Source organism: Serpentinimonas sp. SSL01 (genome assembly GCF_056323735.1).
Window position 1 is genome coordinate 734,237 of record NZ_CM150487.1, and the last position, 25,477, is coordinate 759,713.

Sequence of the window (25,477 nt, forward strand, 5' to 3'; positions counted from 1 at the left end):
AGAAGGGCCATGCGTTTGAGCGACCAACAAATCACCCTCAGCCAACTCGAAGGCCACCTCTGGGAATCCGCCAACATCCTGCGCGGCCCGGTGGATGCGGCTGACTTCAAGACCTACATCTTTCCGCTGCTGTTCTTCAAGCGCATCTGCGACGTCTGGGACGAGGAGTACCAGGAGATCGTTGATGAGACCGGCGATGAGCAGCTGGCCTGGTTTCCGGAATCGCACCGCTTTCAGATCCCGGAAGACTGCCACTGGAACGACGTTCGCACCAAGGCCAGCAATGTCGGGACGGCCCTTCAGCGCGCGATGCGCGAGATTGAGAAGGCCAACCCTGACACCCTATACGGCGTGTTCGGCGATGCTCAGTGGTCGAACAAGGAACGACTCTCAGACGCCTTGCTCAAGGACCTGATCGAGCACTTCTCCAAGCTGCCGTTTGGTAACAAGAACGTCAGTTCGGACTTGCTCGGCGACGCCTACGAATACCTGATCAAGAAGTTCGCCGACGCCACCAACAAGAAAGCCGGCGAGTTCTACACCCCACGCAGCGTCGTGCGGTTGATGATCGACATGCTCGATCCCAAAGAAGCCGAGACCATCTACGACCCGGCCTGCGGTACCGGCGGCATGCTGCTGGCCGCCGTGCAGCACGTGAAGGAACAGCATGGCGACGTGAAGCGGCTGTGGGGCAAGCTGTACGGACAAGAGAAAAACCTCACCACCTCATCCATCGCGCGGATGAACCTGTTCCTTCACGGCATTGAAGATTTCCAGGTGGTGCGTGGCGACACCCTACGTAACCCGGCCTTCTTTGAGGTTGATCGGCTGGCCACGTTCGACTGCGTGATCGCCAACCCCCCGTTCTCGCTGGAAAAGTGGGGTGAGGACCTGTGGCTGAACGATCCCTTCGGCCGCAACTTTGCTGGCCTGCCGCCCTCATCCAGCGGTGACTTTGCCTGGGTGCAGCACATGGTCAAGTCAATGGCTGACGTCAGCGGCCGGATGGCCGTGGTGCTGCCCCAGGGCGCCCTGTTCCGCAAAGGTGTGGAAGGCAGCATCCGCCAGAAACTGCTGGAGATGGATCTGGTCGAGGCCGTAATCGGGTTGGCGCCCAACCTGTTTTACGGCACCGGCCTGGCCGCGTGCATCCTGGTCTTGCGCAAGCGCAAACCGGTCAAGCACAAAAAAAAGGTGCTGATCGCCGATGCGTCACGCCTGTTCCGCCGGGGGCGCGCGCAAAACTATCTGGAACCCGAGCACGCCGCCGAGATCCTCGGCTGGTATCGCGGCTTTGCCGATGTGCAGGACGCGGTCCGCGTGGTCAGCCTCGACGAGATCAAAGTCGAGGACTGGACGCTGAACATCTCGCGCTATGTCCTGCCGCCATTGCAAGAAGACATCCCCCCGCTGCCGGTTGCCATCACGGCATTCAAGGACGCGCTCATCCGCTGCCGTGAAGCCGAAGAGCGGCTCGCGCAGGTCATTACTGAAGGGGGATGGCTGAAATGAGTCACCCAAGTAAACGCATCAGCCAACAAGAACTCGAAAGCTACCTGTGGGGTGCCGCCGTGTTGCTGCGCGGCCTCATCGACGCCGGCGACTACAAGCAGTTCATCTTCCCGCTGCTGTTCTACAAGCGCGTGTCGGATGTGTGGGAGGAGGAATACCAGGCGGCCCTGGCCAACTCGAAGGGCGACCTCTCCTACGCGCAGTTCGCGGAGAACCACCGCTTCCAGATTCCCCAAGGCGCTCACTGGAACGATGTTCGCCAGGCACCCAAGAACGTAGGCGCCGCCATCCAGAAAGCCATGCGTGCTATCGAGACCGCCAACCCGGATCTGCTTGATGGCATCTTCGGCGATGCACCCTGGACCAACCGCGAGCGCCTGCCCGACGAAACGCTGAAGAACCTGATCGAGCACTTCTCCACCCAGACGCTGTCGGTGGTCAACGTGCCCGAGGACGAGTTGGGCAACGCCTACGAGTACCTGATCAAGAAGTTCGCAGACGATTCCGGCCACACGGCGGCCGAGTTCTACACCAACCGCACCGTTGTGCACCTGATGACGCAACTGCTGGCTCCTCAGGCAGGCGAGTCGATCTACGACCCTACCTGCGGTACCGGTGGCATGTTGATCTCGGCGCTGGACGAAGTGAAGCGCTCGGGCGGCGAGTACCGCACGCTCAAGCTCTACGGGCAGGAGCGCAACCTCATCACCTCATCCATCGCTCGCATGAACCTGTTCCTGCACGGCGTGGAGGACTTCGAAATCATCCGGGGTGACACCCTGGCCGAACCCAAGCACATCGAAGGCGACCGCTTGCGTCAGTTCGATGTGATCCTGGCCAACCCGCCGTACTCCATCAAGCAGTGGAACCGGGAGGCCTGGAGCAGTGACAAGTGGGGCCGCAACTCGCTGGGCACGCCGCCGCAAGGCCGCGCCGATTACGCCTTCCAGCAGCACATCCTGACCAGCCTCACTGCCAAGGGGCGTAGTGCCGTGCTCTGGCCGCACGGCGTGCTGTTCCGCAACGAGGAACAGACCATGCGCGCCAAGATGGTCGAGCAAGACTGGGTGGAGGCGGTCATCGGGCTGGGGCCCAACCTGTTCTACAACTCCCCGATGGAGTCGTGCATCGTCATCTGCAACCGCAAGAAGGTCGCCGCTCGCAAGGGCAAGGTGATCTTCATCGACGCGGTGAACGAGGTCACCCGGGAGCGGGCGCAGAGCTTTCTGAAGCCCGAGCACCAGCAGCGCATCCTGACCGCTTACAAGACGTTTGCCGATGTGCCCGGTTTCGCCAAGGTCGCCACTCTGGCCGAAATCGGCGCCAATGCCGGCAACCTCTCGATCCCGCTGTACGTGAAGCGCATTGCTGCCGCCATCGCCACCGACAGCAATGGTGACGCAGTATCGCTGCGCTCGGCCTGGGACCAATGGCAAACCGATGGCCGCGCGTTCTGGCAACAGATGGATGCGCTGGTCGAAACGCTCGATGGCCTCGTCGCTCAGGAGGCAGCCGATGCGTAGCGCTACCGATCTACTGGATGAACTCAATGCGGTGGACGAGTCCGCCCGCATCGAAGCCAAGCGTGCCAGCGACACGGGTAAGTCGGTGATGGAAACGGTCATCGCCTTTGCCAACGAGCCCGGTCTGGATGGCGGCTACCTGCTACTGGGCGTGGACTGGGCGATCAACGACAAGGGCGATACCGTGTACCGGCCGGTGGGGTTGCCCGATCCGGACAAGGTGCAGCGTGATCTCGCCAGCCAGTGTGCCAGCATGCTCAACGTCGCTCTGCGGCCAGAGATGCAGTTGGAGCAGGTGGGTGGCAAGACGCTGCTGGTGGTGTACGTGCCCGAGGCTGACGTCACTCACAAACCCGTCTACAAAAAAGCCACGGGCCTACCAGGCGGCGCTTACCGCCGCATCGGCTCAAGCGACCAGCGCTGCGTCGATGAAGACCTCTGGGTGTTGCGTGGTGAAAGCCAGCCCTTGCATGGCCCTGATTCAAGCATTCTTTCTGATGCCCGCGCCGACGACTTTGACCCGACCGCGATTGCCGCGTATCGGCGTGAGCGTGCCCGCATCAACCCCCAGGCCGAAGAGCTGGACTATGGCGACGAAGACATGCTCGAAGCGCTGGGGGCACTGAGGCGTGTGGATGGTGTTTTGCAACCCACATTGGCTGGCATCGTTTTGTTCGGTAAACCGCTAGCTTTGCGCAGATTGCTGCCCATGGTGCGTATTGACTACATACGTGTGCCGGGTAACGAATGGGTCGAAGATCCAGAAAATCGCTTCCAATCCATCGACATCCGCAAGCCCCTGATACTGGCATTGCCGCTCGCCGAAGCCAGCATTATTGATGAGCTGCCTAAAGGCTTTCGCCTGCCAGAGGGCCAGCTACAGAGCGTGCAAGAGCCCATTCTGCCGCGCAAGGTGATCCGCGAGGCGCTGGCCAATGCCGCCATGCACCGCAACTACACTCTACACAGCCCAACGCAGATCATTCGCTACAGCAACCGCATCGAAATTCGTAACGTCGGCTACTCCCTCAAGGAGCCAGCGCAGCTCGGCATGCCAGGTTCACGTCTGCGCAACCCAGCCATTGCAGCAGTGCTGCATGATCTGCATCTGGCCGAAGCCAAGGGTACGGGGATTCGTGCCATGCGTCGCCTGGCTGCGGATGCAGGCTTGCCGCTGCCAGAGTTCCACTCAGACCGGCAGGCCAATGAATTTAAGCTCACCCTGTTTCTGCACAACCTGCTCACCGAAGAAGACCACACCTGGCTGCGCAATTATGCGGGCAGCACACTGGGCCCCGACGAAGCCAAGGTGCTGATCTATGTGCGGGCAACCGGCGCGGTGGATAACACCGCCTGCCGCGACTTCTGTGGCTCGGATACCCTGGCAGCCAGCATGGTACTGCGCCGGCTGCGCGACCGGGGCCTGCTTGAGAAGCGGGGTGCAGGCAGTCGCACCTATTACACCCTGGCCGGTAATGAGCCTCGTCCGACTCTGGAGAGCGCACAGTCAGAGCTGCCGTTGGATGTCCCAGCAGACACCCCTCCTGTTGGCCAGCCTCAGCCTGCAGAGGCGGTAGCGGGCCAGCAAGCATGCAACCCTCAGCTTGCAACCTTGCCGCCTGAGCTTGCAACCTTACTTGCAACCTTGCAGGGCCGGATCAGCAGCGAAGCCTTGCGTAACGGTATCCGACGCCTTTGTCAGTGGGCGCCTCAGAGTGGCGACCAACTTGCAACCTTGCTGGGAAAAGACCGCGACTACCTGCGTAACAAGCATCTGATCCCCATGGTGCGTGACGGCCAATTACGTTTCCGCTACCCGGAAAGCGCCAAACATCCACACCAGGCGTATGTTGCCCCAGAGGACAAGCGTAATGATTGAAAGGGATTTGAAGCCCGGCTGGCGTTGGGTGAAATTCGGCGACGTGGTGCGCCTCTCGAAAGCCCGCAGCCAAGATCCGCTGGGCGATGGCATTGAACGCTACGTCGGTCTGGAACATCTCGAACCCGGTGATTTGCGTATCCGCAGCTGGGGCAGCGTCGCTGACGGCGTGACCTTCACCAGCGTGTTTCAACCGGGGCAGGTGCTGTTCGGCAAGCGACGCGCTTACCAGCGCAAGGTGGCTGTGGCGGATTTCTCCGGGGTGTGTTCCGGGGACATCTACGTGCTGGAGACCAAGGACGCACAGGTTTTGCTGCCGGAGTTGCTGCCCTTCATTTGCCAGACCGATGCCTTCTTCGATCACGCCGTGGGTACGTCGGCAGGCTCCTTGAGTCCCCGCACCAACTGGACTAGTTTGGCGGACTTTGAGTTCGCATTGCCCACGACTGCGGAGCAGAAAGTCATCGTCGAAGTCCTGCAGGCATCTCGCACCGTCGCGGACGCCCAAGCAGATGCACTGAGAAATCTGCAGGGCCTCAGACAATCAACTATCGATCACCTGCTGCGCCTTCCAGAGAGCGGCACATTTGTTCGCCTTGAGCAGGTTGCGACTATGCAGAATGGTCGCCCCTTTCCGGGGGAAGAGTACGCTGATCAAGGCACCAGGCTGCTTCGTCCTGGCAACTTGGGAGTTTCTGGCTATCTGACCTGGCTCACGGAAAAGACCGTCTGCCTTGACCCCCAATGGGAAACCTCTGCGGCAGACTTCGTGATACGTCCCGGCGATGTTGTCATCAACCTGACTGCACAGTCGCTGGAAGACGGATTCATGGGCCGTGTCTGCCTAGCCCGAGAACACGACAAGAGTCTTCTTAATCAGCGAATCGGTAGGTTCCGCTGCAACGAGGACTTGCTGCGGCCGGAGTTTCTGTTCAGATGCTTGCAGACATCCCGATTTCGCCAGCACGCCCACGCAAACTGCGAGGGCAGCAAGGTAAAGCACATGTTCTGGCAGCACCTTGCCAAGTATCAGATAGCGATCCCCAGTATTTCGGTGCAGGAGGAGGTGATTGCCCATTGCGCCTCAATCGATGAGGCCATTGAGAACCTCGGTTCTCGCCTGGCTGCATCACGGCAACTGGCTGCGCGTCTGACGAATCAACTCGACGGAGGGACATGAGCGTGGCCTTTACAGAATCCAACACCGTCGAAGCCTACGTCCGCGATCTGCTCGCCGGCCCAGTCAAGGCTGTCCCGGCCAACACCGCCCAGGAACCGCAAGCCAGCTACGGCCCCAGCCCCAAAGGCATCGGCTGGCGCTACGCCGCCCCGGCTGAGGTGCCCCGCCAGATTCAGGAAGTGCTGGTTGAACCCTGGCTGCGTGAGGCGCTGATTCGGCTGAATCCGGAGATTGCCGCTCAGCCCGACCGCGCCGACGAGGTGCTCTACAAGTTGCGCGCCATCGTGCTGTCGGTGCGCTCGGATGGCCTGATCCGCGCCAACGAGGAGATGACCGCCTGGATGCGCGGCGAGCGCTCGATGCCCTTCGGCCACAACAACGAGCATGTGCCGGTGCGGCTGATCGACCTGGACGATCTGAAGCAGAATCAGTACATCGTCACCCAACAGTACACCTACCGTGCTGGCCCCACCGAGCGCCGTGCCGATCTGGTGCTGTTGGTGAATGGCCTGCCGCTGGTACTGATCGAGGCCAAGACCCCGGTCAAGAAGTGCATCAGCTGGGTCGACGCGTCGGTGCAGGTGCACGACGACTACGAGAAGTTCGTACCCGAGCTGTTCGTCTGCAACGTGTTCTCGGTGGCCACCGAGGGCAAAGCGTACCGCTATGGCTCCATCGGGCTACCAGTCAAGGACTGGGGCCCTTGGCATCTGGATGGCAATGGGGAGGATGGTCAGCACCACCCGCTGAAGTCGCTCAAGCTGTCGGCCGAGAGCATGTTGCGCCCGCATGTGGTGCTGGACATCCTCGGCAGCTTCACCCTGTTCGCCACCAACAAGAAAAAGCAGCGCATCAAGATCATCTGCCGCTACCAGCAGTTTGAAGCAGCCAACAAGATCGTCGAGCGCGTGCTGGCGGGCTACCCCAGGAAGGGCTTGATCTGGCATTTCCAGGGCTCGGGCAAGTCGCTGCTGATGGTCTTCGCTGCGCAAAAACTACGTATGCACGCCGGCCTGAAGAACCCCACGGTGCTGATCGTGGTGGATCGGATCGATCTAGACAGCCAGATCACCGGCACGTTCACCGGAGCGGATATTCCCAATCTGGAAAAGGCGGACAGCCGCGAGAAATTGCAGCAGCTGCTCGCGCAGGATGTGCGCAAAATCATCATCACCACGATCTTCAAGTTCGGCGAAGCCACGGGCAGTCTGAACGACCGCAGCAACATCATCGCGCTGGTGGACGAGGCCCACCGCACACAGGAAGGCGACCTGGGCCGCAAGATGCGCGAGGCCCTGCCCAACGCGTTTCTGTTCGGCCTGACCGGTACGCCGATCAACCGTGCCGACCGCAACACCTTCTACGCCTTTGGTGCCGACGAGGACGAGAAGGGCTACATGAGCCGGTACGGCTTCGAAGAGTCGATCCGCGACGGTGCGACGCTAAAACTGCACTTCGAACCGCGCTTGATCGATCTGCACATCGACAAGGCCGCGCTGGACGCCGCCTACAAAGACCTGACCGGCGGCCTCTCGGATCTCGACAAGGACAACCTCGCCAAGACCGCCGCCAAGATGGCCGTGCTGGTCAAGACGCCTGAGCGTATCCGCAAGGTGTGCGAAGACATCGTCGAGCACTTCCAGACCAAGGTGGAGCCCAATGGCTTCAAGGGCCAGATCGTCACCTTCGACCGGGAGTCCTGCCTGCTGTGCAAGGCCGAGCTGGACAAGCTGCTGCCGCCCGAGGCTACAGACATCGTGATGTCGGTGCAGGCGTCCGACAAGAAGGAGCATCCAGAGTACGCGGCCTACGACCGTTCACGCGATGAGGAAGAGCGGCTGCTCGATCGCTTCCGCGACCCGGCCGACCCTTTGAAGCTGATCATCGTCACGGCCAAGCTGCTGACCGGCTTTGATGCGCCGATCTTGCAGGCCATGTACCTGGACAAGCCGCTGCGCGACCACACGCTGTTGCAGGCCATCTGCCGGGTGAACCGCACTTACTCCGAGCAGAAGACCCACGGCCTGATCGTCGACTACCTCGGCATCTTCGATGATGTGGCAGCAGCGCTGGAGTTCGACGACCAGAGCGTCAAGCAGGTGGTCAGCAACATCCAGGAGTTGAAGGACAAGCTGCCTGAGGCGATGCAGAAATGCCTAGCCTTTTTCGCTGGCTGCGATCGCAGTTTGCAAGGTTATGAGGGCCTGATCGCCGCGCAGCAGTGCCTGCCCAACAATGAGGTGCGGGACAACTTTGCTGCTGAGTACAGCGTGCTCAACAAGATCTGGGAGGCGCTGTCACCGGACACCGTTCTGGGCCCCTTCGAAAAGGACTACAAGTGGTTGTCGCAGGTGTACCAGTCGGTGCAGCCCTCCAGTGGCCACGGCAAGCTGATCTGGCACTCGCTGGGCGCCAAGACCATCGAGCTGATTCACCAGAACGTGCATGTGGACGCCGTGCGGGATGACCTCGACACCCTGGTGCTGGACGCTGATCTGCTGGAAGCCGTGCTGTCGAGCCCCGACCCGACGAAGGCCAAGGAGATCGAGATCAAGCTCAAGCGCCGGCTGCGCGGGCATGGCGGCAACCCCAAGTTCAAGAAGCTGTCGGAACGGCTTGATGCGCTGAAAGACCGGTTCGAGTCTGGCCAGATCAACAGCGTCGAATTTTTGAAGCAGTTACTGGAGATCGCCAAGGAGACGCTGCAAGCCGAGAAGGAGGTCCCGCCCGAAGAGGATGAGGATCGCGGCAAGGCGGCGCTCACTGAACTATTCAACGAGGTCAAGACGGCCGAGACGCCTATCATGGTCGAACGCGTGGTCGCGGACATCGACGAGATTGTGCGACTGGTCCGTTTCCCGGGCTGGCAAGGCACGCAGGCCGGTGAGCGTGAAGTCAAGAAGGCCCTGCGCAAAGCCCTCTTCAAATACAAGCTGCATGCGGATGAAGAGTTGTTCGAGAAGGCCTACAGCTACATCCGGCAGTATTACTAAAGGGGGCGGAGGATGACCACTCAGACGATAGATAGTGCACCGCATGCAACCTGGTTTGTCGGCGCCAGCTACGGCGGTACTGATGATCAGATGCCTCGATTTCTTGCAGAAGGAATTTGGGAGAACGGATACGACGACAAGCTCCTCGATGTGGTGCGTTCCATGCGCCCGGGAGAGCGGATCGCCATCAAGTCGTCTTACACGCGAAAGCACGGTCTGCCTTTCGATAGCCGAGGCCGAGCGGTTTCGGTTATGGGCATCAAGGCGGTCGGCACGATCACCGAAAACCTGAACGACGGGAAGCGGGTGAAGGTGGACTGGGCCAAGGTCGAGCCGGTACGGGAGTGGTACTTCTACACTCACCGAGCAACGATCTGGCGCGTGTTGCCCGGCGAATGGATGAACGATGCGCTGATTGCATTTGCGTTTGACGGCAAGCCGCAGGATGTGGATCGCTTTCGCAACGAGCCCTTTTGGCGGGAGCGTTACGGCACGACTTCGCCAGAAAAGCAGCGCTTCGAGTGGACTGACTTTTACGAGGCAGTTGCCGAAAAGCTGCTGGCCCACGCAGACGATCGAACTCCGCTCATCGAGGGCATCCACGAGATCGCGTCCCGGGTGCCGGGGCTGACCTATCTCCAGGATAAGTTTCCTGATGGAACCAGTGGTCCGCTGCGGGACATTTGCCCGTTCACCACGATGGGCACCTTTAACCGGTCCATGACCGATGCCAACCGCAAGACCATCGCGGGCGAACTTGCCAAGTTGCTGGGTGTGACGGTGCCGGTCCCGCCTTCATTCGAAGGCATTCCCGTTCTCAACAACCAACGTTCCTGGTTTTTCGCCTATGCCGACAAGCGTGGTGCGGGCGACATCGACGCGCTATGGAAGGTATTCGTTGCCGCGAGCAAGATGGTCGATGGCGACCAGTTGGACACTCGCGATGCCTTCATCCGGGCTTATGATGAGGCAACCCAAGTGTGGGGTGTCGCATGGAACCTTTCGACAGGTCTCTACTGGGCGCATCCGTGGGAATTCCTGACCTTGGATAGCCAGTCGCGCCACTACATCAACAAGCGGCTCGGCCTGAATGTCGCCATCAGTGGTCAGCAAGGCCCATGTGATGGTCGGGCCTATTTGAAGCTGCTGGACGATTTGCGTTCGCGCTTCGGCGAAGACGGCTATCCCGTCCACAGTTTCCCAGACTTGTCTCTTGCGTCCTGGATGTACAAAGACCCGGTTGACGAGCCTGTGCCGGCTGGCGATATCGGTACCAATGCCGGAGCAGAACAGGAAACTGAAGGCGAAGTTTGCGAAGCCTTTCAGGTGGCAGCGCCAATCGCTCCCTACTCGGTGGAGGACATCCTCAAGGACGGCTGTTTCCTGGAGCGGGCCGAGATTGACCGCTTGCTCGATCGTCTGCGCACAAAAAAGAACCTCATCCTTCAGGGGCCTCCGGGCACGGGCAAGACCTGGCTAGCCAAACGGCTCGCGTTCGCGCTCATGGGCCAGAAGGACGACAGCAGGGTCCGTGCAGTGCAGTTCCACCCCAACCTGTCCTACGAGGACTTTGTTCGAGGGTGGCGCCCCACTGGCGAAGGCAAGTTGTCGCTGGCGGACGGTGTCTTCATGGAAGCCATCAAGGCTGCATCGAAGGACCCTTCGTCGAAGTTTGTCGTGGTAATCGAGGAGATCAACCGCGGAAACCCGGCGCAGATCTTCGGCGAGTTGCTGACGCTGCTTGAGGCGGGCAAACGGACGCCCAACGAAGCGCTGGAACTCTGTTATCCGGATGCGGACGGCAAACGACGTCCCGTCCATATTCCCGAGAATCTCTATGTGGTCGGCACCATGAATATCGCCGACCGATCGCTTGCACTGGTCGATCTGGCATTGCGTCGTCGCTTTGCTTTCGTTGGGCTGGAGCCGAGACTCGGCCAGGTTTGGCGGGATTGGGTGGTCAAGGATTGCGCTGTCGATCCGGGCTTGGTCGCGGATATCGAGCGCCGTATCGCCGAGCTAAACGACCAGATCGCGGCGGATGCGCGCCTTGGCAAGCAATTCCGGATTGGTCACAGCTATGTGACACCCGCACATCGACTGGAGGCGGGAGACACGAAGAAGTGGTTCCAGCAGGTCGTGGAGACGGAGATCGGCCCGTTGCTGGATGAATACTGGTTCGACGCGCCCGACGAAGCACAAAAGGCGATTGCACGGCTGACGCAGGGCTGGTGATGACCGCCGTCGCAGAACAGGTGGAAAGTGCATCCATGAGCGCTGAGGGGTTCATCGGACGCATTCCGGTGCGCAACCTCTGGCTGCTGATGCTCTACGCCTCTGACCTGTTCCGCACTCGCGGCATCGGCAAGATCGGCTTGGAAGACCGCCCGGACGATCTACCGGATCTAGTCGCGGAGATCCTTGCCCACGCGGTTGAGGTGCGACAGCGTCGCCGCTTGAGTCTTGGATATCGATCTCGTGATGCAGTCATCAATCGCGTGCGTGGCCGGATCGACGTCTTGACCACCGAACGCCATCAGTTGATGGATAGAGGCCTGGTGGCGTGCCGGTTCGACGAACTCACCATCGACACCCCACGCAATCGTTTCGTCCGAGCAGCCTTGGAGTCCATCTCCAGGATCGTTCAGAGGAAGGACGTTGCCCATCGGTGCCGCGCACTTGCGGGTGGCATGAAGGCAATGGGTGTATCAGGGGACGCACCGACCCGCGCCCAAATGAGCACCGATCGTTTCGGCCGTAACGATGCGGACGACCGGTTCATGGTGGCAGCCGCAAAGCTGGCGTTCGACCTAGTGCTACCTACGGAGGCGTCGGGTGCGAATGTGCTCTCTCTGCCGGACCGAGAAGCGACGTGGGTACGTCGTTTGTTTGAGCGAGCGGTGGGCGGCTTCTACCAAGTCGTATTGAGTCTGCAGGGCTGGCGGGTGCTGTGCGGCGGGACGATGGGCTGGCAGATCGAGCAGAAGACAGCGGGGATCGACAAGATATTGCCGACCATGCGAACTGATGTCGTGCTCGACCACCCGTCAAACGGGCAGCGGATCGTCATCGATACCAAGTTCACCTCGATTGTGACGAGCGGTTGGTACCGTGAGGAAACCCTGCGCAGCGGATACGTGTACCAGATCTACGCCTATCTGCGCTCCCAGGTTGGGTGCGGCGATGCGCTTGCAGATCACGCGAGTGGATTGTTGTTGCATCCCGCGATCGGCAAGATGGTCGACGAGACAGTGCTGATCCAGGGGCACGCCATTCGATTTGCCACTGTGGATTTGACGGCAACTCCTGCGGACATCCGAGCGCAACTGCTGCGCTTGTGTGAGCCATCCCTGAAATCGCCTGGGTCACAGCAGTAGCGCCACTTCGGCCTCCCGCCGTGTGACAAGGCCCGGCAGCACTTTCCCACCGCCATACACCCAGCGCCGCAGCTCCTTGCCCGCAGCATGCCAGTCCTGCTTGGCTTATCTGGCAACCAGCGCGTTCATTCAGACCCCGTCAACAAGACAACTACGGAGTCCAAATGAGCACGTCACTTTCAACGCCGCCATCGGTGGCAGCACAAATCGCCAGGTTGCCCGAGTTGCCCATGGCAGAGATCCGGGCCCTCTGGCAGAAGTTGGTCGGCGGCGACACGCCCACCCACAACCGTCAGTTCCTCGAACGCCGGATTGCCTACCGGTTGCAAGAGCTGGAGTTCCGCAAGGTCGATGCCAACCTGCTGGATCGCAATCAGCGCCGCATCGAATCCCTGGTGGCAACCGGCAAGGTGAAAAAGCGCGACCGCGATTACCGTCCGGCCGCCGGCACCCTGCTGGTCCGGGAATACAAAGGTGTCGAACACCGCGTGATCGCGACCGCCGATGGCCAGTACGACTTTGAAGGCCGGATGTACCCCAGCCTTTCGATGATCGCCCGCGAGATCACTGGCATGCGCTGGTCCGGGCCCCTGTTCTTTGGGCTCAGGCCGCCATCCAATGCGAAGACTAAGCCGTCCACTAAGAAGCGAGGTGGACGATGAGCGAAGTCTTGAAGCGCCGCATGCGCTGCGCGGTCTATACGCGCAAGTCCACCGACGAGGGACTCGACCAGGAATACAACTCCATCGATGCCCAGCGCGACGCCGGTCACGCCTACATCGCCAGCCAGCGCGCCGAGGGCTGGATTCCAGTAGCCGACGACTACGACGATCCGGCCTTCTCCGGTGGCAACATGGAACGTCCGGCGCTTCGCCGCATGATGGCGGACATCGAGGCCGGCAAGATCGACGTGGTCGTCATCTACAAGATCGACCGCCTTACGCGCAGCCTCGCGGACTTCTCCAAGATGGTCGAGGTGTTCGAGCGCTACGGCGTGTCGTTCGTTTCGGTCACCCAGCAATTCAACACGACGACCTCGATGGGCCGCTTGATGCTGAACATCCTGCTGTCCTTCGCCCAGTTCGAGCGCGAGGTCACCGGCGAGCGCATCCGCGACAAGATCGCGGCCAGCAAGCGCAAGGGCATGTGGATGGGCGGCGTGCCACCTCTAGGCTACGACGTCGAGAACCGCCGACTGGTGCCCAACGAACGTGAGGCCAAACTGATCAGGCACATCTTTCAGCGTTTCGTCGAACTCGGCTCCAGTACTGCGCTGGTCAAGGAGCTGAAACTGGATGGCGTAACGTCGAAGGCGTGGACCACGCAAGACGGCAAGACGCGCGAGGGCAGGCCGATCGACAAGGGCCACATCTACAAGCTCCTCAGCAACCGGACCTACCTTGGCGAGTTGCGGCACAAGGACCAGTGGTACCAGGCGGAGCACCCGCCCATCATCAGCCGCGAACTGTGGGATAGCGTCCACGCGATCCTGGCCACCAATGGCCGGGTGCGAGGCAACGCGACTCGGGCAACCGTGGCGTATCTGCTCAAGGGCATCGTGTTCGGCAACGATGGCCGGGCACTGTCGCCGTGGCACACGACCAAGAAGAATGGCCGTCGCTACCGGTACTACGTGCCTCAGCGTGACGCCAAGGAGCACGCGGGCGCCTCAGGCCTGCCGCGCTTGCCGGCCGCCGAACTCGAGTCGGCGGTACTCGACCAACTGCGCGCTATCCTGCGTGCCCCGAATCTACTCGGCGACATGCTGCCGCAGGCGATCAAGCTCGATCCAACCTTGGACGAGGCGAAGATCACCGTGGCCATGACCCAGCTCGACGCGATTTGGGATCAGCTGTTCCCGGCAGAACAGGCCCGGATCGTGAAGTTGCTGGTGGAGAAAGTCATCGTGTCACCCAACGACCTCGAAGTGCGGCTGCGCGCCAACGGCATCGAACGCCTGGTGCTGGAGTTGCGCCCCGAGCCGGTCGAGCAACAAGCGGAGGCAATGGCATGAGCGACATCCGCATCCAGAAGACCGGCGAGCCCGACATCCTGCAGACCAGCGACGGCAGGCTGACCTTGTCCGTGCCGATCCAGATCAAACGCCGCAGCGGCCGCAAGCTGGTCACCTTGCCAAACGGCGAAACCGCGCCGGTTAGACCGTGGGACGTAGCACCGACCTCCATCCAACTGGCGCTGGCCAGGGGCCACCGCTGGCTGGCGATGCTGGAGTCAGGAGAGGCGAAGTCCTTGAAGGAGATCGCCACGCGGGAAGGAATCGACAACAGCTACGTCAGCCGGATGGTCAACCTGACCACGCTGGCACCCGACATCGTGGCTGCTATCTTGGACGACACGCTGCCGAATCACATCACGCTGTTCGATCTGGCGGTTGATCCGCCGGCGCTGTGGGATGAGCAGCGGGAGCGACTGTGTTTGTGACCTCTCGTTCAAGGTGGCGGTTTACCCAAACCTGATGCCAAACAATCCACCGTCTTCGGTGGCATCCGTCAATCGCTTAGGCAGCACAAAGTCGTTAAGGTTGAAGCCTTCGATGGTCTCCTTGAAGGCGTCGTCTTCGTTCATTGTCACGATGTACTGAAAGCCAAGTTCCCGCGCGATCTCAGAGCCTAGACGCAACGCACTGATTACCTGGCGCCCGTCAACGCCATCGAACAAATGGCTGTCATGGATTAGGAACCCTGGCCCTATCTGCCGCTTGGCGCACAATCGCATAAGCATCATGTCGAAGCAGAAGATCTGCATGTTCTTGATGCCCTTGCTGCGCTCACCCTGCATCGGAAACTTGAATATCGGTCCGTTGGAAGTTTCATCGATCGTCATGCTGCCGGCCGATTCATACAGGCGTTGCGAAGTTTCCTCGAAAGCGACGATGGCCTCCGCAAGCCTGTCCTTTTGCTCCGCGAAGTCACGCCGTAGACGGATCGTGAGGCGGTTGCGCTCAATCTCCAGCTCGTTCTTGGAGCCTTCGAGCTGCTCTGCGGCTTCGAAGCGTTGCCGCAGCGACTCCACTTCGGACTCCAGCCGCCCCAGTTCGCCTTGCAGCTTGAGGAACTGTTCGAGTGCACCATGGCTCTTGAGAATGCCCAGGATTTCGCCACGCCGTTGGTCGAGCTGCGCTTTCTTGCTATCGCGCAGCTCGATCCGCAGCTTGGCAGCTTCGAGTTCGCTGGACAGATAGTCCTTTCGATTGCGCACCACCGATTCGTGAAAGCTCTTCACGTCCTCATAGCGGCGCTTGACCAAGCCAGGTAGCACGACCCCCGCTTCTTGATAGACCGCCTGGAGGTCTTCATGGTCTGGAGGAACCTCGGAGGCCAGCGCGATTTCCAGATCACGAATGGCCGAAAAGTCGATAGTGTTTGCGTTGGCCAACTCGTTGAGCAGGCGGGTCAACGTAGCGCTTTCGACTTCCAATTCCCGGTATTCTGGCAAGACTTGGAAAGTCTCAACTTCCGCGTGGAGCTTCTTGAGACGGGCTTCCTGAATGGTCAGCTCCGTGCGCAAGTCGGCGGCCTTGCCAATGACTGAACCGAACGCGCCGTTCCCTGCCGCCTTTTTCAGCTCCTCAAGGGTCTTTTCACGATCGCGAACAGCTTGCCAATCTCGTGCGATCTGCCAGTCCAATCCGAGCAGGAACATAAGCGCCATCTGCATGTCGCCGGTGCCCTGCATCGTGGCCTGTTTTTCCGGCGTCATGAAGGCGCCGCTCGCCTGTCGGCGCACAAAGTAGGCAAACAGCGACCGGAACGAAGGCGGCTTGCTACCTGCAGCTTCAAGGCTGCTCAGACCAAACATTTGTTCGCCGAGGTACGTGCACCACTCTGTCGCTGAAAACTTGACCTTCGCTGCTGGCGGGGCTGTTACGAAGATTTTGGCTTTGGAGCCACCGCTGCGCTCGACGACCGTGCGTTCCGACTTCAGCTCGAAGTCCATGCCGAATGTGTGTTCCGCCAGCTCCGGGGTGCGGAAAATCGAGTCTGGACCAGCGTCGGCGCCAAGCAGAAAATGAACCAACTCAACGAAACTGGTTTTGCCGGCACGATTGCGTGTTTGCTTGGTGGTCGCCCCTTCGGTTTTTTGGGCTAGCAGCACATTCAGGCCGGGCTTCAGATCTCCAAGATTCTTGAAGCTGGGCAGCGTGCTGAAGATGTGATGAATCACGCTGTCCTCCTTGCCACAAGGCCGCTTTCAAGTTCGATGGTTCCAAGGGCGTACAGGAGGTCGAGGGCGAGCAAGAACCAGTCATAGGTAATGCGCCGGGGCGTCGCCGCCAAACCGGCGTCAGGTCTGTTCAATTCTTCCCAAAGCGCCGAGACGGTCTTGGGATGTGCAAGGAACGTCAAAACATGCGCGCCGACGGTCAGTAGCGCACGATCCTGCGGCAGATGCTTGGATGGCAGGATCATGCAGCCCCCATCGCTTGAGCGTCTTCAAAAATCTCGCACTTGTCGAACAGGTATGCCAGCACGGCCAACACGGCTGCCTTGTGCGCGGGCGTGGTGTTAGCCATGCCCCCGGTCCATGCTTCGAGGCGGCCGAATATCTCATCAGGATGGAGCTGAGGAAGACCATCCCGCAGTCGCACGTATTCGCTCTTGAACGCCTCCGCGATCTGCTCGCCATAAGTAGGGTTTTTCCAGCTATTGAAGAACTGTGCAACGAGCGGTGACTTCTGCATGCCGATCTTCAGGAAGTCAGCGACAGCCTGAGAAAGGAGGTTTGCCTCGATCTTTCCGCGCGACACATCCTTCACCTCGCTCGTCGTGGGTACGGGCGTGATGCTGATATGAGTGAGCACAGCGGCCAGGTCGCTGAAGCCCAGATTGACGTTCGCTTCCATCGTTAGCGAGGGGCCAAACCAAGATTCAAGATCCTGAAGGCTCAACTGACGGAACGTCGCCAACATTTCTTCGTACCCACAATGCCCGATCCTGATCTTCGGATTGTCTTGTCTGAGTTTGGCCAGGGCTTCGATGATGTGGGGACCTAGACGCCCATCGGGTGCGTTGTGGACAAAGTTCCACTCATCGAAATATTTTTCCCAGTGCTCCTTGGCCCCCTCGAAGTCCTCGTCGATCTTCTTGGTGGCTTCTGCGGCGCTCATTTCATTCGGCGCGTAGATATGGAACAGGATTCGCGCAGAAGGCAGATACCCATCGTTCTTTCGGTCTCCAACATTGCCCCAAGGCCGGCAAGCCATGAAATCGTTGGGATGGGCCTTCGACATCAGCTTCTCGAACAGGCGTTGAAACGCATCCCCCTTGGATTCCAAGAAGGCAATGCGGAAGTCCTTTTCGTAGTTGAGCTGCTGTATGCGATCCATTAGTTCAGGCCCGTGACTTATTGTTCTTGGATTTTCTCAAGCAAGATCTCATGGCTTCTTGGTGTCCGGTTGGGACTGAGCACGATTGATATCGAAGGGAATTGCTTTATCGGCCGCAATTCGAGTGAGTAATATTCGAATGGCGTCCGAAACAGACAGACCCATCCCTGCGAGCACATTCTTGGCTTCCTCTTTGATGTGCCCGTCAATCCGGGCGCGAACTACGTCGCTGCTGCTTGTCATCACTGTCTCGTGGCACGCTTGTAGCTACATTGTGCCCCATTCGCGCCTCAGCGTCACTGTCTCTATGGCAAGCGATGGGGCGTCCTAGTGTTGCGGCGCCAGGCTCACGTGTTGCGCCCCGCGCCGGGCACCATCCTGATCCTTGTCGCCCCTAAGGGTATGTGCACTGTGCTTGCACATTTGCAGTGTCAAAGGGGGCATGTAAGTCGGTCTTCGTTAATTCCGTGCCCTAGCCAATGCTGCAATCCGACCGCTTGATTCGTCCGCGCGTAACTCTTTGATCTGTATGGGTCTGCGTTGCGGCCTTTGCGGACTTCGGGCCTGTTTCAGGGAGCGAGGTCGGAGCGAAGAATGGCCAGGAGAGAGTGGGATGTGGCCGGGAACGGCCAATTCGGGCGGCTGGCGAAGTCCGCAGGCGTTCGCAGGAACCCGCACGGGTACGCGGGAATCAGCGCGATCGGGCAAGAAAAAACCCCAACCGAGAACGGTTGGGGTTTCATTATTGGTGGCGGATGGTTGACCGCAGAACTTGGTCCTCGGTCAGTCGTTTCGGACCCGTGCAAACAGGCGCGAATTCCTGCGAGCTTGCGGGTAGGCAACTGTCCGGAATCGCCGGAGGGTTGCCGGTGCGGGGACCAGTTATCCGGGATTCTCGGATAACTGGCGCAGGCCAAAGACACCACCTCAGCCTCGTCCATGCTGGCGAAGGTACGCCATCAACCGTTCAAAGCGCGGATCAGCCTCGAGTTCCGGCGCGGCTATGCGCATCGCATCAAGGCAGGCGCCGAGGTCGCTGGGCGGCCATTGGGTTTGATCCCCTATCACCAGACTCAGGAAGTCCAGTGCCTGTTCCGGAAACTTGCCGTAGAGACCTGCCTCGTGTAGCCGGTGCACCAGATAGTCCGGGTGGGCCGGTGGTTGCAACCAGGCGCGGAGCAGCGTCAAGGCTTCGGGGAACGCATCCTGTGCCTCTACGCAAAGGCGGCCGAGGCTTTCGGCGATGGCAGGTAAAACGTTGTCTCGCGTCTTGGGCCAGATGGCGTGCAGATACGGGGCAACCCGGTTCGTCCAATAGTCGGCCCGTTGATCGCCCGCGCCTTCCAGCGCTCTCACCAATGCCTGTGCTGCATCGTGCAAACCATCCGGTGGCAGTGCACGAGTGGCGGCCGCCAGTTCGGTGGTGGTGAACGTGTCACCCGGATCGAGGGCGGCGAATGTCAGCAACGATGCGTATTGCCCGTCGTGCTTGCCCAATGTCGCATAGTGGCGCGCGGTGTCGAGGAAGGCCGGTTTGAGCATTTCCATCAGAGGACGGTACAGGCGCGGTGACCACAGGAATCCTTCCCACGCTGCACGTGCTTCGGCTTCCGAGCGCTGCCAGACGAAAAGCGGCAACAGGTATTGCTTCGCCCAATCCCCGTCGACGCGGAACAAGGCGATGACATGGGCTGCCAGCAACACGCGGCCATGCCGAAATTTGTCGATCCGAGGATCGCAAAGCTCGGTAAACGTGGGCTTGATCTCCTCAGGCAAGCCTTGCCCATCCTCCAGCGAGCGTCTATACCACCAGCGCAGCAGTGCCTCGGTGACGTGGCCCACGGGATGATTGATGGCTCGCCCGACGGGGTCGTCGGTATCGACGCCGTCCTGATGATCCTGCGCCAGGATACGGCCTGCGAGCACGAAGAAGAGTGCTTCGTGGCCTTCGAAGGTTTTGGCAATGGCCTGTAGCCACCAGCTGACGCCATGGGCGAGCGTCTGCAGTACCTCGTCAGGTGCGGTGGCCAGGATCGGCGCCATGTAACGCCAAGAGCGCTTCAGGAGTTTTTCTTCTGACCAGGCCTGTAGGGCCTCGCGCCAGCGCTCTGTCGGCCAAACACCTTCCCTGGCCAAGGCGCACAAGGCACAAGCGGTCGTGGCAAAGTTGTCGCGACAGCGCTGCCGCCAGTCATCCTCCTGCCAATGATCTGGGCTGGGTTGCTGCCTGAGCCACTCGATCAGTTCACGCCGATGGCGCGGTGTGGCGACGAACTTGCGCCACTCGTCGCCATCGCCCATCCAGTAAGGAAATTCGTCGCGCTGATCCGCCGCTAGGGTCCACTCCGGATGCTGTGCCGAAAGCCCACTTAGCCGGGCGCTGCTTTCAGCACCCAAGACCGCGCCGGCCTCAGCCATTTTCGCCAGCCGCAGCCAGATTTCGCGGTCAAAGATACGGGTCCAGCGCTCCAGCTCAATGTCGCCCTTGAACATGTCGTGCGGAGGACCGGCGAGCACGGCCTGTTCCAGTTCCTGCAGCATCACCGCATCGAGGTGCGGCGCAAGTGCCACTAGCAGGCGCATGGCCTCCCGTTCGGTTTCCACCGACCACAGCCACCAGTGATCGTCCGCCAGCAGCCAGTCGAGGGCTTGGCGATGGGGGATCACGTTGTCCTGTGCGGCAGCAAAGAAGGCGAGGCGCCGGAACAGCGGATAGGGCGTCTGCCACCAGGCCTGCGCCACGAGCGCTGCCCGCGCTGGCGATTGCGCAGCAGTGGCGAGCCACGCATCCCGGGTCAGGTCGATCAATGCGGTCCAGTCGTGGAAGTCCCGGTTCTGCGGGTGTTCACTGATCGAGGGTTGATGCATGTAGGACAGGTCGCTCCTGTCCTCGGCACTGCCAAGCTCGCGCATCAAATCGAGTGCGTCGCGCAACAGGGCGCTGACATCGGGCAGCAGCGCCGGCAATGCGGCGTCCCAGCGCTCGTCCCTGGGCAGATCGCGCAGGCTGGAATGGACGTGATCCGTCGACAGCACGATCTCCCATTCCACCAGCTCCTTGATGCGCTCCGGCTCGCGGGCTTCGCCGTCCTCGGCGGGCCAGCGGAACGGCTCGCGCAAGGCTACGCGCGGTGTCAGCATCTCGCGCAGTTCCAGGCGCAGGGTAGCGGTGAGCCCATCGCGCTTGAAGCGGTCGCGCCAGCGGTACAGGTCGAAGTCGCGCAGCCACGATTTCACGCGCCCGGTCAGCAGCAGTCGCCACAAGGTGCGCATCAGCGGGCCGGGGATCGCCTTGGGTGCGCCGTCACGAATGCGCGCCAACTCGGCGGTGTTGCCGTCACGCTCCAGTTTGGCCAGCTCGTCCAGACGGTGTTCGATCCACCAGACCAGATCGTCATGCAGCTGCCCGCCGCGCTTGACCAACCAAAGCAGCAGCACCGGGTCGTCCAGATGACGGATCAGCCAACGCGCCAGTTGCCGCATCACCTCATCCCAGCGGCTGCCGCGCGCACCGGCATCGACGATACACATCGACGGTGCGAGCGGATACGGCGAAGGTCGGCGGGTCAGGCTGAAGGTGAGCTTGTCATCTACGCTCGTTCTGGGCGGCACACCGAAGCGCCCCAGGTCGCCATGCCGGTAGCGTTCCTCGCTCAGAGGCTCCAGCCAATCCAGTGACGGCACCGGGTCCAGATCGGCAAAGCGTCTGGCGGGCAGGCCGCCCGGATCGCTCAGCGCCCACAGCAGGCGGCCGACGAAATCGTCCTGCCGGGTGCTTGCCAAGGGGCGGGCCATGGCGCATTCGACCACGATGCGCTCCTTGCCGCGCACGCCGTCGCGATAGGTTTCGGCCCAGGCGCGAAGGGTTTTGTGCAGGTACGCATGCCGGCTGTGCTCGCGGTAGAGGATGGGCGTGACGTTCTTGGCCCGCCACTCGTTGGCCCGTTCCTCTTCCTTGCCTTTGGGGAAACTGCCGAACGCGAACATCTCCGGCGGCGACTCACCCAGCAGACGGTCGGCGGCCAAGGCATCCATCATGTAGCGCAGCACCGGGTCGTTGATGCTGTAGCCGACGAAGCACACGGTGTAGTTGCGGAACAACTCGCTGACGAAACGCGCCGCCCAGCGCTCGGTGAGATAGGCCAGGCCGAAATCGCCGCTGGAGACGACCAGCCGGTCCAGCTCGCTCGCGGTCGGTGTGGCGCTGAGCAGGCCATGCAGGTACACCAGACCATCCCAGCGGTTTTTTGGCACGGGCAGCAGTGGCGCCTGAAACCGCTCGATGGGCAGGGACTTCGCCGCAATCACCTCCTCGAACAGACGATCGAAGTTGGTGGTGATGAGGCGGGTCTGGCCATTGCGGCATTTGCCCAGCGTCAGCAAGGCATCATGGGTGGCGGTGGCGTTCGGGGCACTGAGATCGGGTGTCAGGATGCCGGCCAGCGCCCTTCGCACCGTCTCGCGGCCGCCGACGATGTCCGCCTCCAGCAGGCCGATGGCGGTATCGAACTGCCCGGCCTTGATCGCCGCCTGCTGCACTGCGTTGGGTGTGGCGGCCAGCGCTTCATACACCTTCGCCACCAGCCCGGCGAAGCCCGGCAGGCGCGCCGGGTAGGAAATGCCCGCGCCGCAGAAGAACACCACGCGCCCGTCCTCGTGCGCCTGCAGCAGGCGTTCGGGGATATCGGGGCCGTGGCGGACGAACTGCATTCAGTGGCTTCCGGAGAACACGCGTTCCAGCGTCGCCGGGATCAGCGCGTCGTTCGCCTGGCGGATGCTGGCGTGCCGGGCTTTCAGTTCTGCCACCTTTGTTTGCAGGGCGTCGAAGGTTCGCTGCGTGGCTAGGGATGGAATCGGAACCTTAATCGCCATCAGCTTTTCGAGGCCCAGTGTCCGGTTTCTGCCCGCTCCGCCAGGCGATGCCTCGCCAAGCTTTTCCAGGCCGGCATCGGTGAGGAAGTAGTAGCGCAGGAACTCCGGCGAAGTGACATCGGGATCAACGCGACAGGTGATGAAGCGATGCGAGCCGAAGCGGCCCGCATCCTCCGGTTGGGCAACGGCGATGGCTCCTTCCCAGGCGAACACGTTGGAGAAGAGCAAGTCACCGGGTTCGATGCTGAACAGTCGTTTGCTACCCACGTCGGCGCCAGAGAGTGGAGGCTTGTGGAACGTGCCTTTGCCAAAAGAGCGGATGCCCAGCTCCGGATAGCTGCCTTCAAGTTCGATGGCAATTTCCCGCCGCACCAATGGCGCCACCTCGGCCATCGGCCGCATGGGCGCACCGACAATCGCGTCACGAAAGCGCACGGCGAGTAGTCGGTCGGCGTCGTACTCGATGGCGTCGAGGTGTTCGTTGACCTGCCGCACCTTGTCGGCCAGCGTATCGAGACGGCTGACGATGGCTTGCTGTTCGGCGAGCGGCGGAAGGGGTATCTGAATTCCCAAGAACTGGCTCGGCTTGATCCGGTTCTTCCCGCTCGTGCCTTGTGCCTTCTCATCACAAAGATTCCAGAAGCCACGCCATTTCGTGATGAGTCGTATCCATCGCGGGTCTGTGCGGTCTCGGTCCAGCGCAAATGTCGGAAACTCCCCGCTGACATGGGTACCCGCGAGTTCTTGCGTGACTACTGCCACACTTCCGTTCCTGGCCCAGATCTTGTTGACGACCAGATCGTTAGCTTCGATTCGGTTGAACTTGGAATACTTGGTGTCGGCACCGTCAATGGTCTCGCGCTCGTAAGCACCTTCTCCCCAAAGACGAACGCCGAGCTGGCGATAAGCCGTTCCCGCAGTTGGCGATACGAATCGCTCAACGGGGACACACACATCCCCCAGCGCAACCTTCGGCCACTGCCTCATCCCTGCACCTCGGCCACCAGCGCCTCGATTTCCCCTAGCAGGCGCAGCACATCTTCCTCGCCCGCCCGCATGGCGGCGACCAGGTCCTTCGGATCGGCGTGCTCCAGCCCTTCGGCGGCATGCGGGTTCTTCAGATCGAGGTTGTAGATCGGCCAGTAGAGGGCATCGCCCTCGGCTTGCGCGGCCTTGGCGGCGGCCTCATGGGCCTGCTGGCGGGCTTTCAGTTCGCGCAACTGCGCTTGCAGCGCGGCCTTGTCGCCATTGGCGGCATTGCCGATGGTCTGATCCAGTTCGCGGATCGGCTTGCCCAAGGCGAGTGCGCTGGTACGCTCGGTTTCGGCCCGTTGCCAGTGCGGTGTGGCGGCGTCGAGGGCGGCAGCGCGTTTGGCGGCGAAGTCTACGCGCCAGGCCTGCGGGCCTTCGTCGCGGGCGTTCCACCAGTCGAGTACGGGCTGGAAGGCCTCGAAGGGCAGCGGTGCGGTCTTGCTGTACTTCTTGCGGCCCTCGGGCTGGGGCAGTTCGTAGTACCAGATCTCGTCAGTCGGGCCGCCGCGCTGGAAGAACAGCAGGTTGGCCGGGATGTCGGTGTAGGGCGCGAACACGCCTTGCGGCAGACGCACGATGGTGTGGAGGTTGAACTCCTTGAGCATCTCCTCCTTGATGACGGCGCACACGCCATCGCCAAACAGGGTGCCGTTGGGCACCACCACGGCGGCGCGGCCTCCCTGCTCGGCGCCATGCCCGGCATAGCGCAGCTTGCGCATGATGTACTGCAAGAACAGCAGTGCGGTTTCGGCCGTCTGCATGTTGGCCGGGAAGTTGGCCTTGATGCCGGCTTCTTCCTCGCCGCCGAAGGGCGGGTTGGTGAGGATCACGTCCACCCGCTCGCTGTGGCCGATCTCGGTGATGCGCCGCTCCAGTGTGTTGCCGTAGGCGATCTGCGGCGCTTCCAGCCCGTGCAGCAGCAGGTTCATCTGCGCCAGCATGTAGGGCAGCGGCTTGGCCTCCTGCCCGAACAGGGTATCCCGTTGCAGGGTGCGGCGCTGGTCCGGGTTGGTCACCTGCTGAGCGATGTGGTCGTAGGCTTCCACCAGAAAGCCGCCGGTGCCGCAGGCCGGGTCGAGCACCGTTTCGCCCAAGCGCGGGTCGGTGACCTGCACCATGAAGCGCACGACCGGGCGCGGGGTGTAGAACTCGCCCGAGTCGCCGGCAGCGTCGCGCATCTCGCGCAGCATGGATTCGTACAGATGCGAGAGGGTGTGGATCTCCTCGCTGCTGCTGAAGTGAATGCCGTTGATCTTGTTGATGATGTCGCGCAGCAGGTAGCCGCTGACCATGCGGTTCTGCACGCCCTTGAACACGTTGGCGATGACTTCGCGCTGGCTGCCTTTCTCGCCGCTGCCGGCCAGGGCCCGCAGGTAGGCAAAAAGGCCTGCGCCGCGCGAGCCGTCGGCACGGTGGCATTCGTCCTGGTTGATGAAGGCCAGCAGTTCGTCGCCGGTGAGACCATCCTCGCGTGCGGCCCAGTCGCGCCAGCGGTAGGGGGTTTCGATGATGGGGTGGTAGGGCTTGCCGTCGAGTTCCGCTTCTTCCTCATGCACGACTTCGAGGTCGTCGAGGAACTTGAGAAACATCACCCAGGTCAGCGGCGGCAGGCGGTCGACGTCGCCATTAAGGCCCTTGTCTTTGCGCAGGATCTTGCGCGCGCTGCCGATCAGCGCCGACAGGTTGTCGCGCGTGGTCAGCGGAGCCTTGGCACGTTTGGTTCGGGTCTTCTTTTCGGTTGCGGCCATTCAGGAACTTCTCG

17 protein-coding genes and 1 pseudogene are annotated in these 25,477 nt (G+C 61.2%); 10 read left to right on the forward strand and 8 right to left on the reverse strand.

What is annotated here, in order from left to right:
* The first annotated feature begins 9 nt into the window (after positions 1 to 9).
* The 7 genes from ACVMK0_RS03600 to mcrC are packed head-to-tail and all read left to right on the forward strand — an operon-like array spanning position 10 to position 12,464.
* A complete protein-coding gene (locus tag ACVMK0_RS03600; protein WP_476464328.1) occupies positions 10 to 1,512 on the forward strand; it encodes a type I restriction-modification system subunit M in 1,503 nt (500 codons plus the stop codon).
* Positions 1,509 to 3,035: a type I restriction-modification system subunit M gene (locus tag ACVMK0_RS03605; RefSeq protein ID WP_476464329.1), complete on the forward strand. Its 1,527-nt coding sequence runs from the start codon at positions 1,509 to 1,511 to the stop codon at positions 3,033 to 3,035. Before ACVMK0_RS03600 ends, ACVMK0_RS03605 begins: the two co-directional genes overlap by 4 nt.
* On the forward strand, positions 3,028 to 4,914 hold the full coding sequence (locus ACVMK0_RS03610) for an ATP-binding protein (protein WP_476464330.1): 1,887 nt from the start codon (positions 3,028 to 3,030) through the stop codon (positions 4,912 to 4,914). Before ACVMK0_RS03605 ends, ACVMK0_RS03610 begins: the two co-directional genes overlap by 8 nt.
* The gene (locus ACVMK0_RS03615; protein WP_476464331.1) at positions 4,907 to 6,094 is read left to right on the forward strand and encodes a restriction endonuclease subunit S domain-containing protein; all 1,188 of its coding nucleotides are present in this window, start codon (positions 4,907 to 4,909) and stop codon (positions 6,092 to 6,094) included. Before ACVMK0_RS03610 ends, ACVMK0_RS03615 begins: the two co-directional genes overlap by 8 nt.
* Positions 6,091 to 9,087: a type I restriction endonuclease subunit R gene (locus ACVMK0_RS03620; protein WP_476464332.1), complete on the forward strand. Its 2,997-nt coding sequence runs from the start codon at positions 6,091 to 6,093 to the stop codon at positions 9,085 to 9,087. Before ACVMK0_RS03615 ends, ACVMK0_RS03620 begins: the two co-directional genes overlap by 4 nt.
* Before the next feature lie 12 nt (positions 9,088 to 9,099).
* Positions 9,100 to 11,322 carry an McrB family protein gene (locus ACVMK0_RS03625; protein WP_476464333.1) on the forward strand — a complete coding sequence of 741 codons (2,223 nt, stop codon included), beginning with the start codon at positions 9,100 to 9,102 and terminating at the stop codon, positions 11,320 to 11,322.
* The gene (gene mcrC / locus ACVMK0_RS03630) at positions 11,322 to 12,464 is read left to right on the forward strand and encodes a 5-methylcytosine-specific restriction endonuclease system specificity protein McrC (protein ID WP_250960077.1); all 1,143 of its coding nucleotides are present in this window, start codon (positions 11,322 to 11,324) and stop codon (positions 12,462 to 12,464) included. The genes ACVMK0_RS03625 and mcrC overlap by 1 nt, the downstream gene beginning before the upstream one ends.
* On the opposite strand, the pseudogene ACVMK0_RS03635 reads toward mcrC, so the two are convergent.
* A pseudogene (locus ACVMK0_RS03635) lies at positions 12,453 to 12,566 on the reverse strand (glycoside hydrolase family protein); the annotation flags it as partial. The gene mcrC and the pseudogene ACVMK0_RS03635 sit on opposite strands and share 12 nt — an antisense overlap.
* Positions 12,567 to 12,628: 62 nt before the next feature.
* Here ACVMK0_RS03635 and ACVMK0_RS03640 point away from each other — a divergent pair.
* Genes ACVMK0_RS03640 through ACVMK0_RS03650 form a run of 3 tightly spaced genes read left to right on the forward strand, consistent with a single transcriptional unit; the run spans position 12,629 to position 14,906 of the window.
* Complete coding sequence (locus ACVMK0_RS03640; RefSeq protein WP_476464334.1) at positions 12,629 to 13,126, forward strand: DUF2924 domain-containing protein; 498 nt, start codon at positions 12,629 to 12,631, stop codon at positions 13,124 to 13,126.
* Entirely contained in the window at positions 13,123 to 14,478 is a 1,356-nt protein-coding gene (locus ACVMK0_RS03645) for a recombinase family protein (protein ID WP_476464335.1), read from the forward strand. The genes ACVMK0_RS03640 and ACVMK0_RS03645 overlap by 4 nt, the downstream gene beginning before the upstream one ends.
* A complete protein-coding gene (locus tag ACVMK0_RS03650; protein WP_476464336.1) occupies positions 14,475 to 14,906 on the forward strand; it encodes a LacI family transcriptional regulator in 432 nt (143 codons plus the stop codon). The genes ACVMK0_RS03645 and ACVMK0_RS03650 overlap by 4 nt, the downstream gene beginning before the upstream one ends.
* 21 nt (positions 14,907 to 14,927) lie before the next feature.
* On the opposite strand, the gene ACVMK0_RS03655 is transcribed toward ACVMK0_RS03650, so the two are convergent.
* The 7 genes from ACVMK0_RS03655 to ACVMK0_RS03685 all read right to left on the reverse strand — a co-directional run bounded on the left by ACVMK0_RS03655 (position 14,928) and on the right by ACVMK0_RS03685 (position 25,463).
* Positions 14,928 to 16,649: an ABC-three component system protein gene (locus ACVMK0_RS03655; RefSeq protein ID WP_476464337.1), complete on the reverse strand. Its 1,722-nt coding sequence runs from the start codon at positions 16,647 to 16,649 to the stop codon at positions 14,928 to 14,930.
* A complete protein-coding gene (locus tag ACVMK0_RS03660) occupies positions 16,646 to 16,894 on the reverse strand; it encodes an ABC-three component system middle component 6 (RefSeq protein ID WP_476464338.1) in 249 nt (82 codons plus the stop codon). The genes ACVMK0_RS03655 and ACVMK0_RS03660 overlap by 4 nt, the downstream gene beginning before the upstream one ends.
* Positions 16,891 to 17,811, reverse strand: a complete 921-nt coding sequence (locus ACVMK0_RS03665; protein ID WP_476464339.1) for an ABC-three component system protein — start codon at positions 17,809 to 17,811, stop codon at positions 16,891 to 16,893. Before ACVMK0_RS03665 ends, ACVMK0_RS03660 begins: the two co-directional genes overlap by 4 nt.
* Positions 17,812 to 17,859: 48 nt before the next feature.
* A complete protein-coding gene (locus ACVMK0_RS03670) occupies positions 17,860 to 18,054 on the reverse strand; it encodes a type II toxin-antitoxin system RelB/DinJ family antitoxin (protein WP_476464340.1) in 195 nt (64 codons plus the stop codon).
* A 684-nt stretch (positions 18,055 to 18,738) separates the two neighbouring features.
* Positions 18,739 to 22,521, reverse strand: a complete 3,783-nt coding sequence (gene dsr1 / locus ACVMK0_RS03675; RefSeq protein WP_476464341.1) for an anti-phage defense-associated sirtuin Dsr1 — start codon at positions 22,519 to 22,521, stop codon at positions 18,739 to 18,741.
* Positions 22,522 to 23,670, reverse strand: coding sequence for a restriction endonuclease subunit S (locus ACVMK0_RS03680; protein ID WP_476464342.1), 1,149 nt, complete (start codon positions 23,668 to 23,670; stop codon positions 22,522 to 22,524).
* Positions 23,667 to 25,463, reverse strand: coding sequence for a class I SAM-dependent DNA methyltransferase (locus ACVMK0_RS03685; protein ID WP_476464343.1), 1,797 nt, complete (start codon positions 25,461 to 25,463; stop codon positions 23,667 to 23,669). Before ACVMK0_RS03685 ends, ACVMK0_RS03680 begins: the two co-directional genes overlap by 4 nt.
* Positions 25,464 to 25,477: the final 14 nt, after the last annotated feature.

What these genes read in the sequence shown, in the direction of transcription:
- ACVMK0_RS03600 (WP_476464328.1), top strand. Translation starts at nt 10, where the DNA reads ATGCGTTTGAGCGACCAACAAATCACCCTCAGCCAACTCGAAGGCCAC.
- ACVMK0_RS03605 (WP_476464329.1), top strand. Translation starts at nt 1,509, where the DNA reads ATGAGTCACCCAAGTAAACGCATCAGCCAACAAGAACTCGAAAGCTAC.
- ACVMK0_RS03610 (WP_476464330.1), top strand. Translation starts at nt 3,028, where the DNA reads ATGCGTAGCGCTACCGATCTACTGGATGAACTCAATGCGGTGGACGAG.
- ACVMK0_RS03615 (WP_476464331.1), top strand. Translation starts at nt 4,907, where the DNA reads ATGATTGAAAGGGATTTGAAGCCCGGCTGGCGTTGGGTGAAATTCGGC.
- ACVMK0_RS03620 (WP_476464332.1), top strand. Translation starts at nt 6,091, where the DNA reads ATGAGCGTGGCCTTTACAGAATCCAACACCGTCGAAGCCTACGTCCGC.
- ACVMK0_RS03625 (WP_476464333.1), top strand. Translation starts at nt 9,100, where the DNA reads ATGACCACTCAGACGATAGATAGTGCACCGCATGCAACCTGGTTTGTC.
- mcrC (WP_250960077.1), top strand. Translation starts at nt 11,322, where the DNA reads ATGACCGCCGTCGCAGAACAGGTGGAAAGTGCATCCATGAGCGCTGAG.
- ACVMK0_RS03640 (WP_476464334.1), top strand. Translation starts at nt 12,629, where the DNA reads ATGAGCACGTCACTTTCAACGCCGCCATCGGTGGCAGCACAAATCGCC.
- ACVMK0_RS03645 (WP_476464335.1), top strand. Translation starts at nt 13,123, where the DNA reads ATGAGCGAAGTCTTGAAGCGCCGCATGCGCTGCGCGGTCTATACGCGC.
- ACVMK0_RS03650 (WP_476464336.1), top strand. Translation starts at nt 14,475, where the DNA reads ATGAGCGACATCCGCATCCAGAAGACCGGCGAGCCCGACATCCTGCAG.
- ACVMK0_RS03660 (WP_476464338.1), bottom strand. Translation starts at nt 16,894, where the DNA reads ATGATCCTGCCATCCAAGCATCTGCCGCAGGATCGTGCGCTACTGACC.
- ACVMK0_RS03665 (WP_476464339.1), bottom strand. Translation starts at nt 17,811, where the DNA reads ATGGATCGCATACAGCAGCTCAACTACGAAAAGGACTTCCGCATTGCC.
- ACVMK0_RS03670 (WP_476464340.1), bottom strand. Translation starts at nt 18,054, where the DNA reads ATGACAAGCAGCAGCGACGTAGTTCGCGCCCGGATTGACGGGCACATC.
- dsr1 (WP_476464341.1), bottom strand. Translation starts at nt 22,521, where the DNA reads ATGCAGTTCGTCCGCCACGGCCCCGATATCCCCGAACGCCTGCTGCAG.
- ACVMK0_RS03680 (WP_476464342.1), bottom strand. Translation starts at nt 23,670, where the DNA reads ATGAGGCAGTGGCCGAAGGTTGCGCTGGGGGATGTGTGTGTCCCCGTT.
- ACVMK0_RS03685 (WP_476464343.1), bottom strand. Translation starts at nt 25,463, where the DNA reads ATGGCCGCAACCGAAAAGAAGACCCGAACCAAACGTGCCAAGGCTCCG.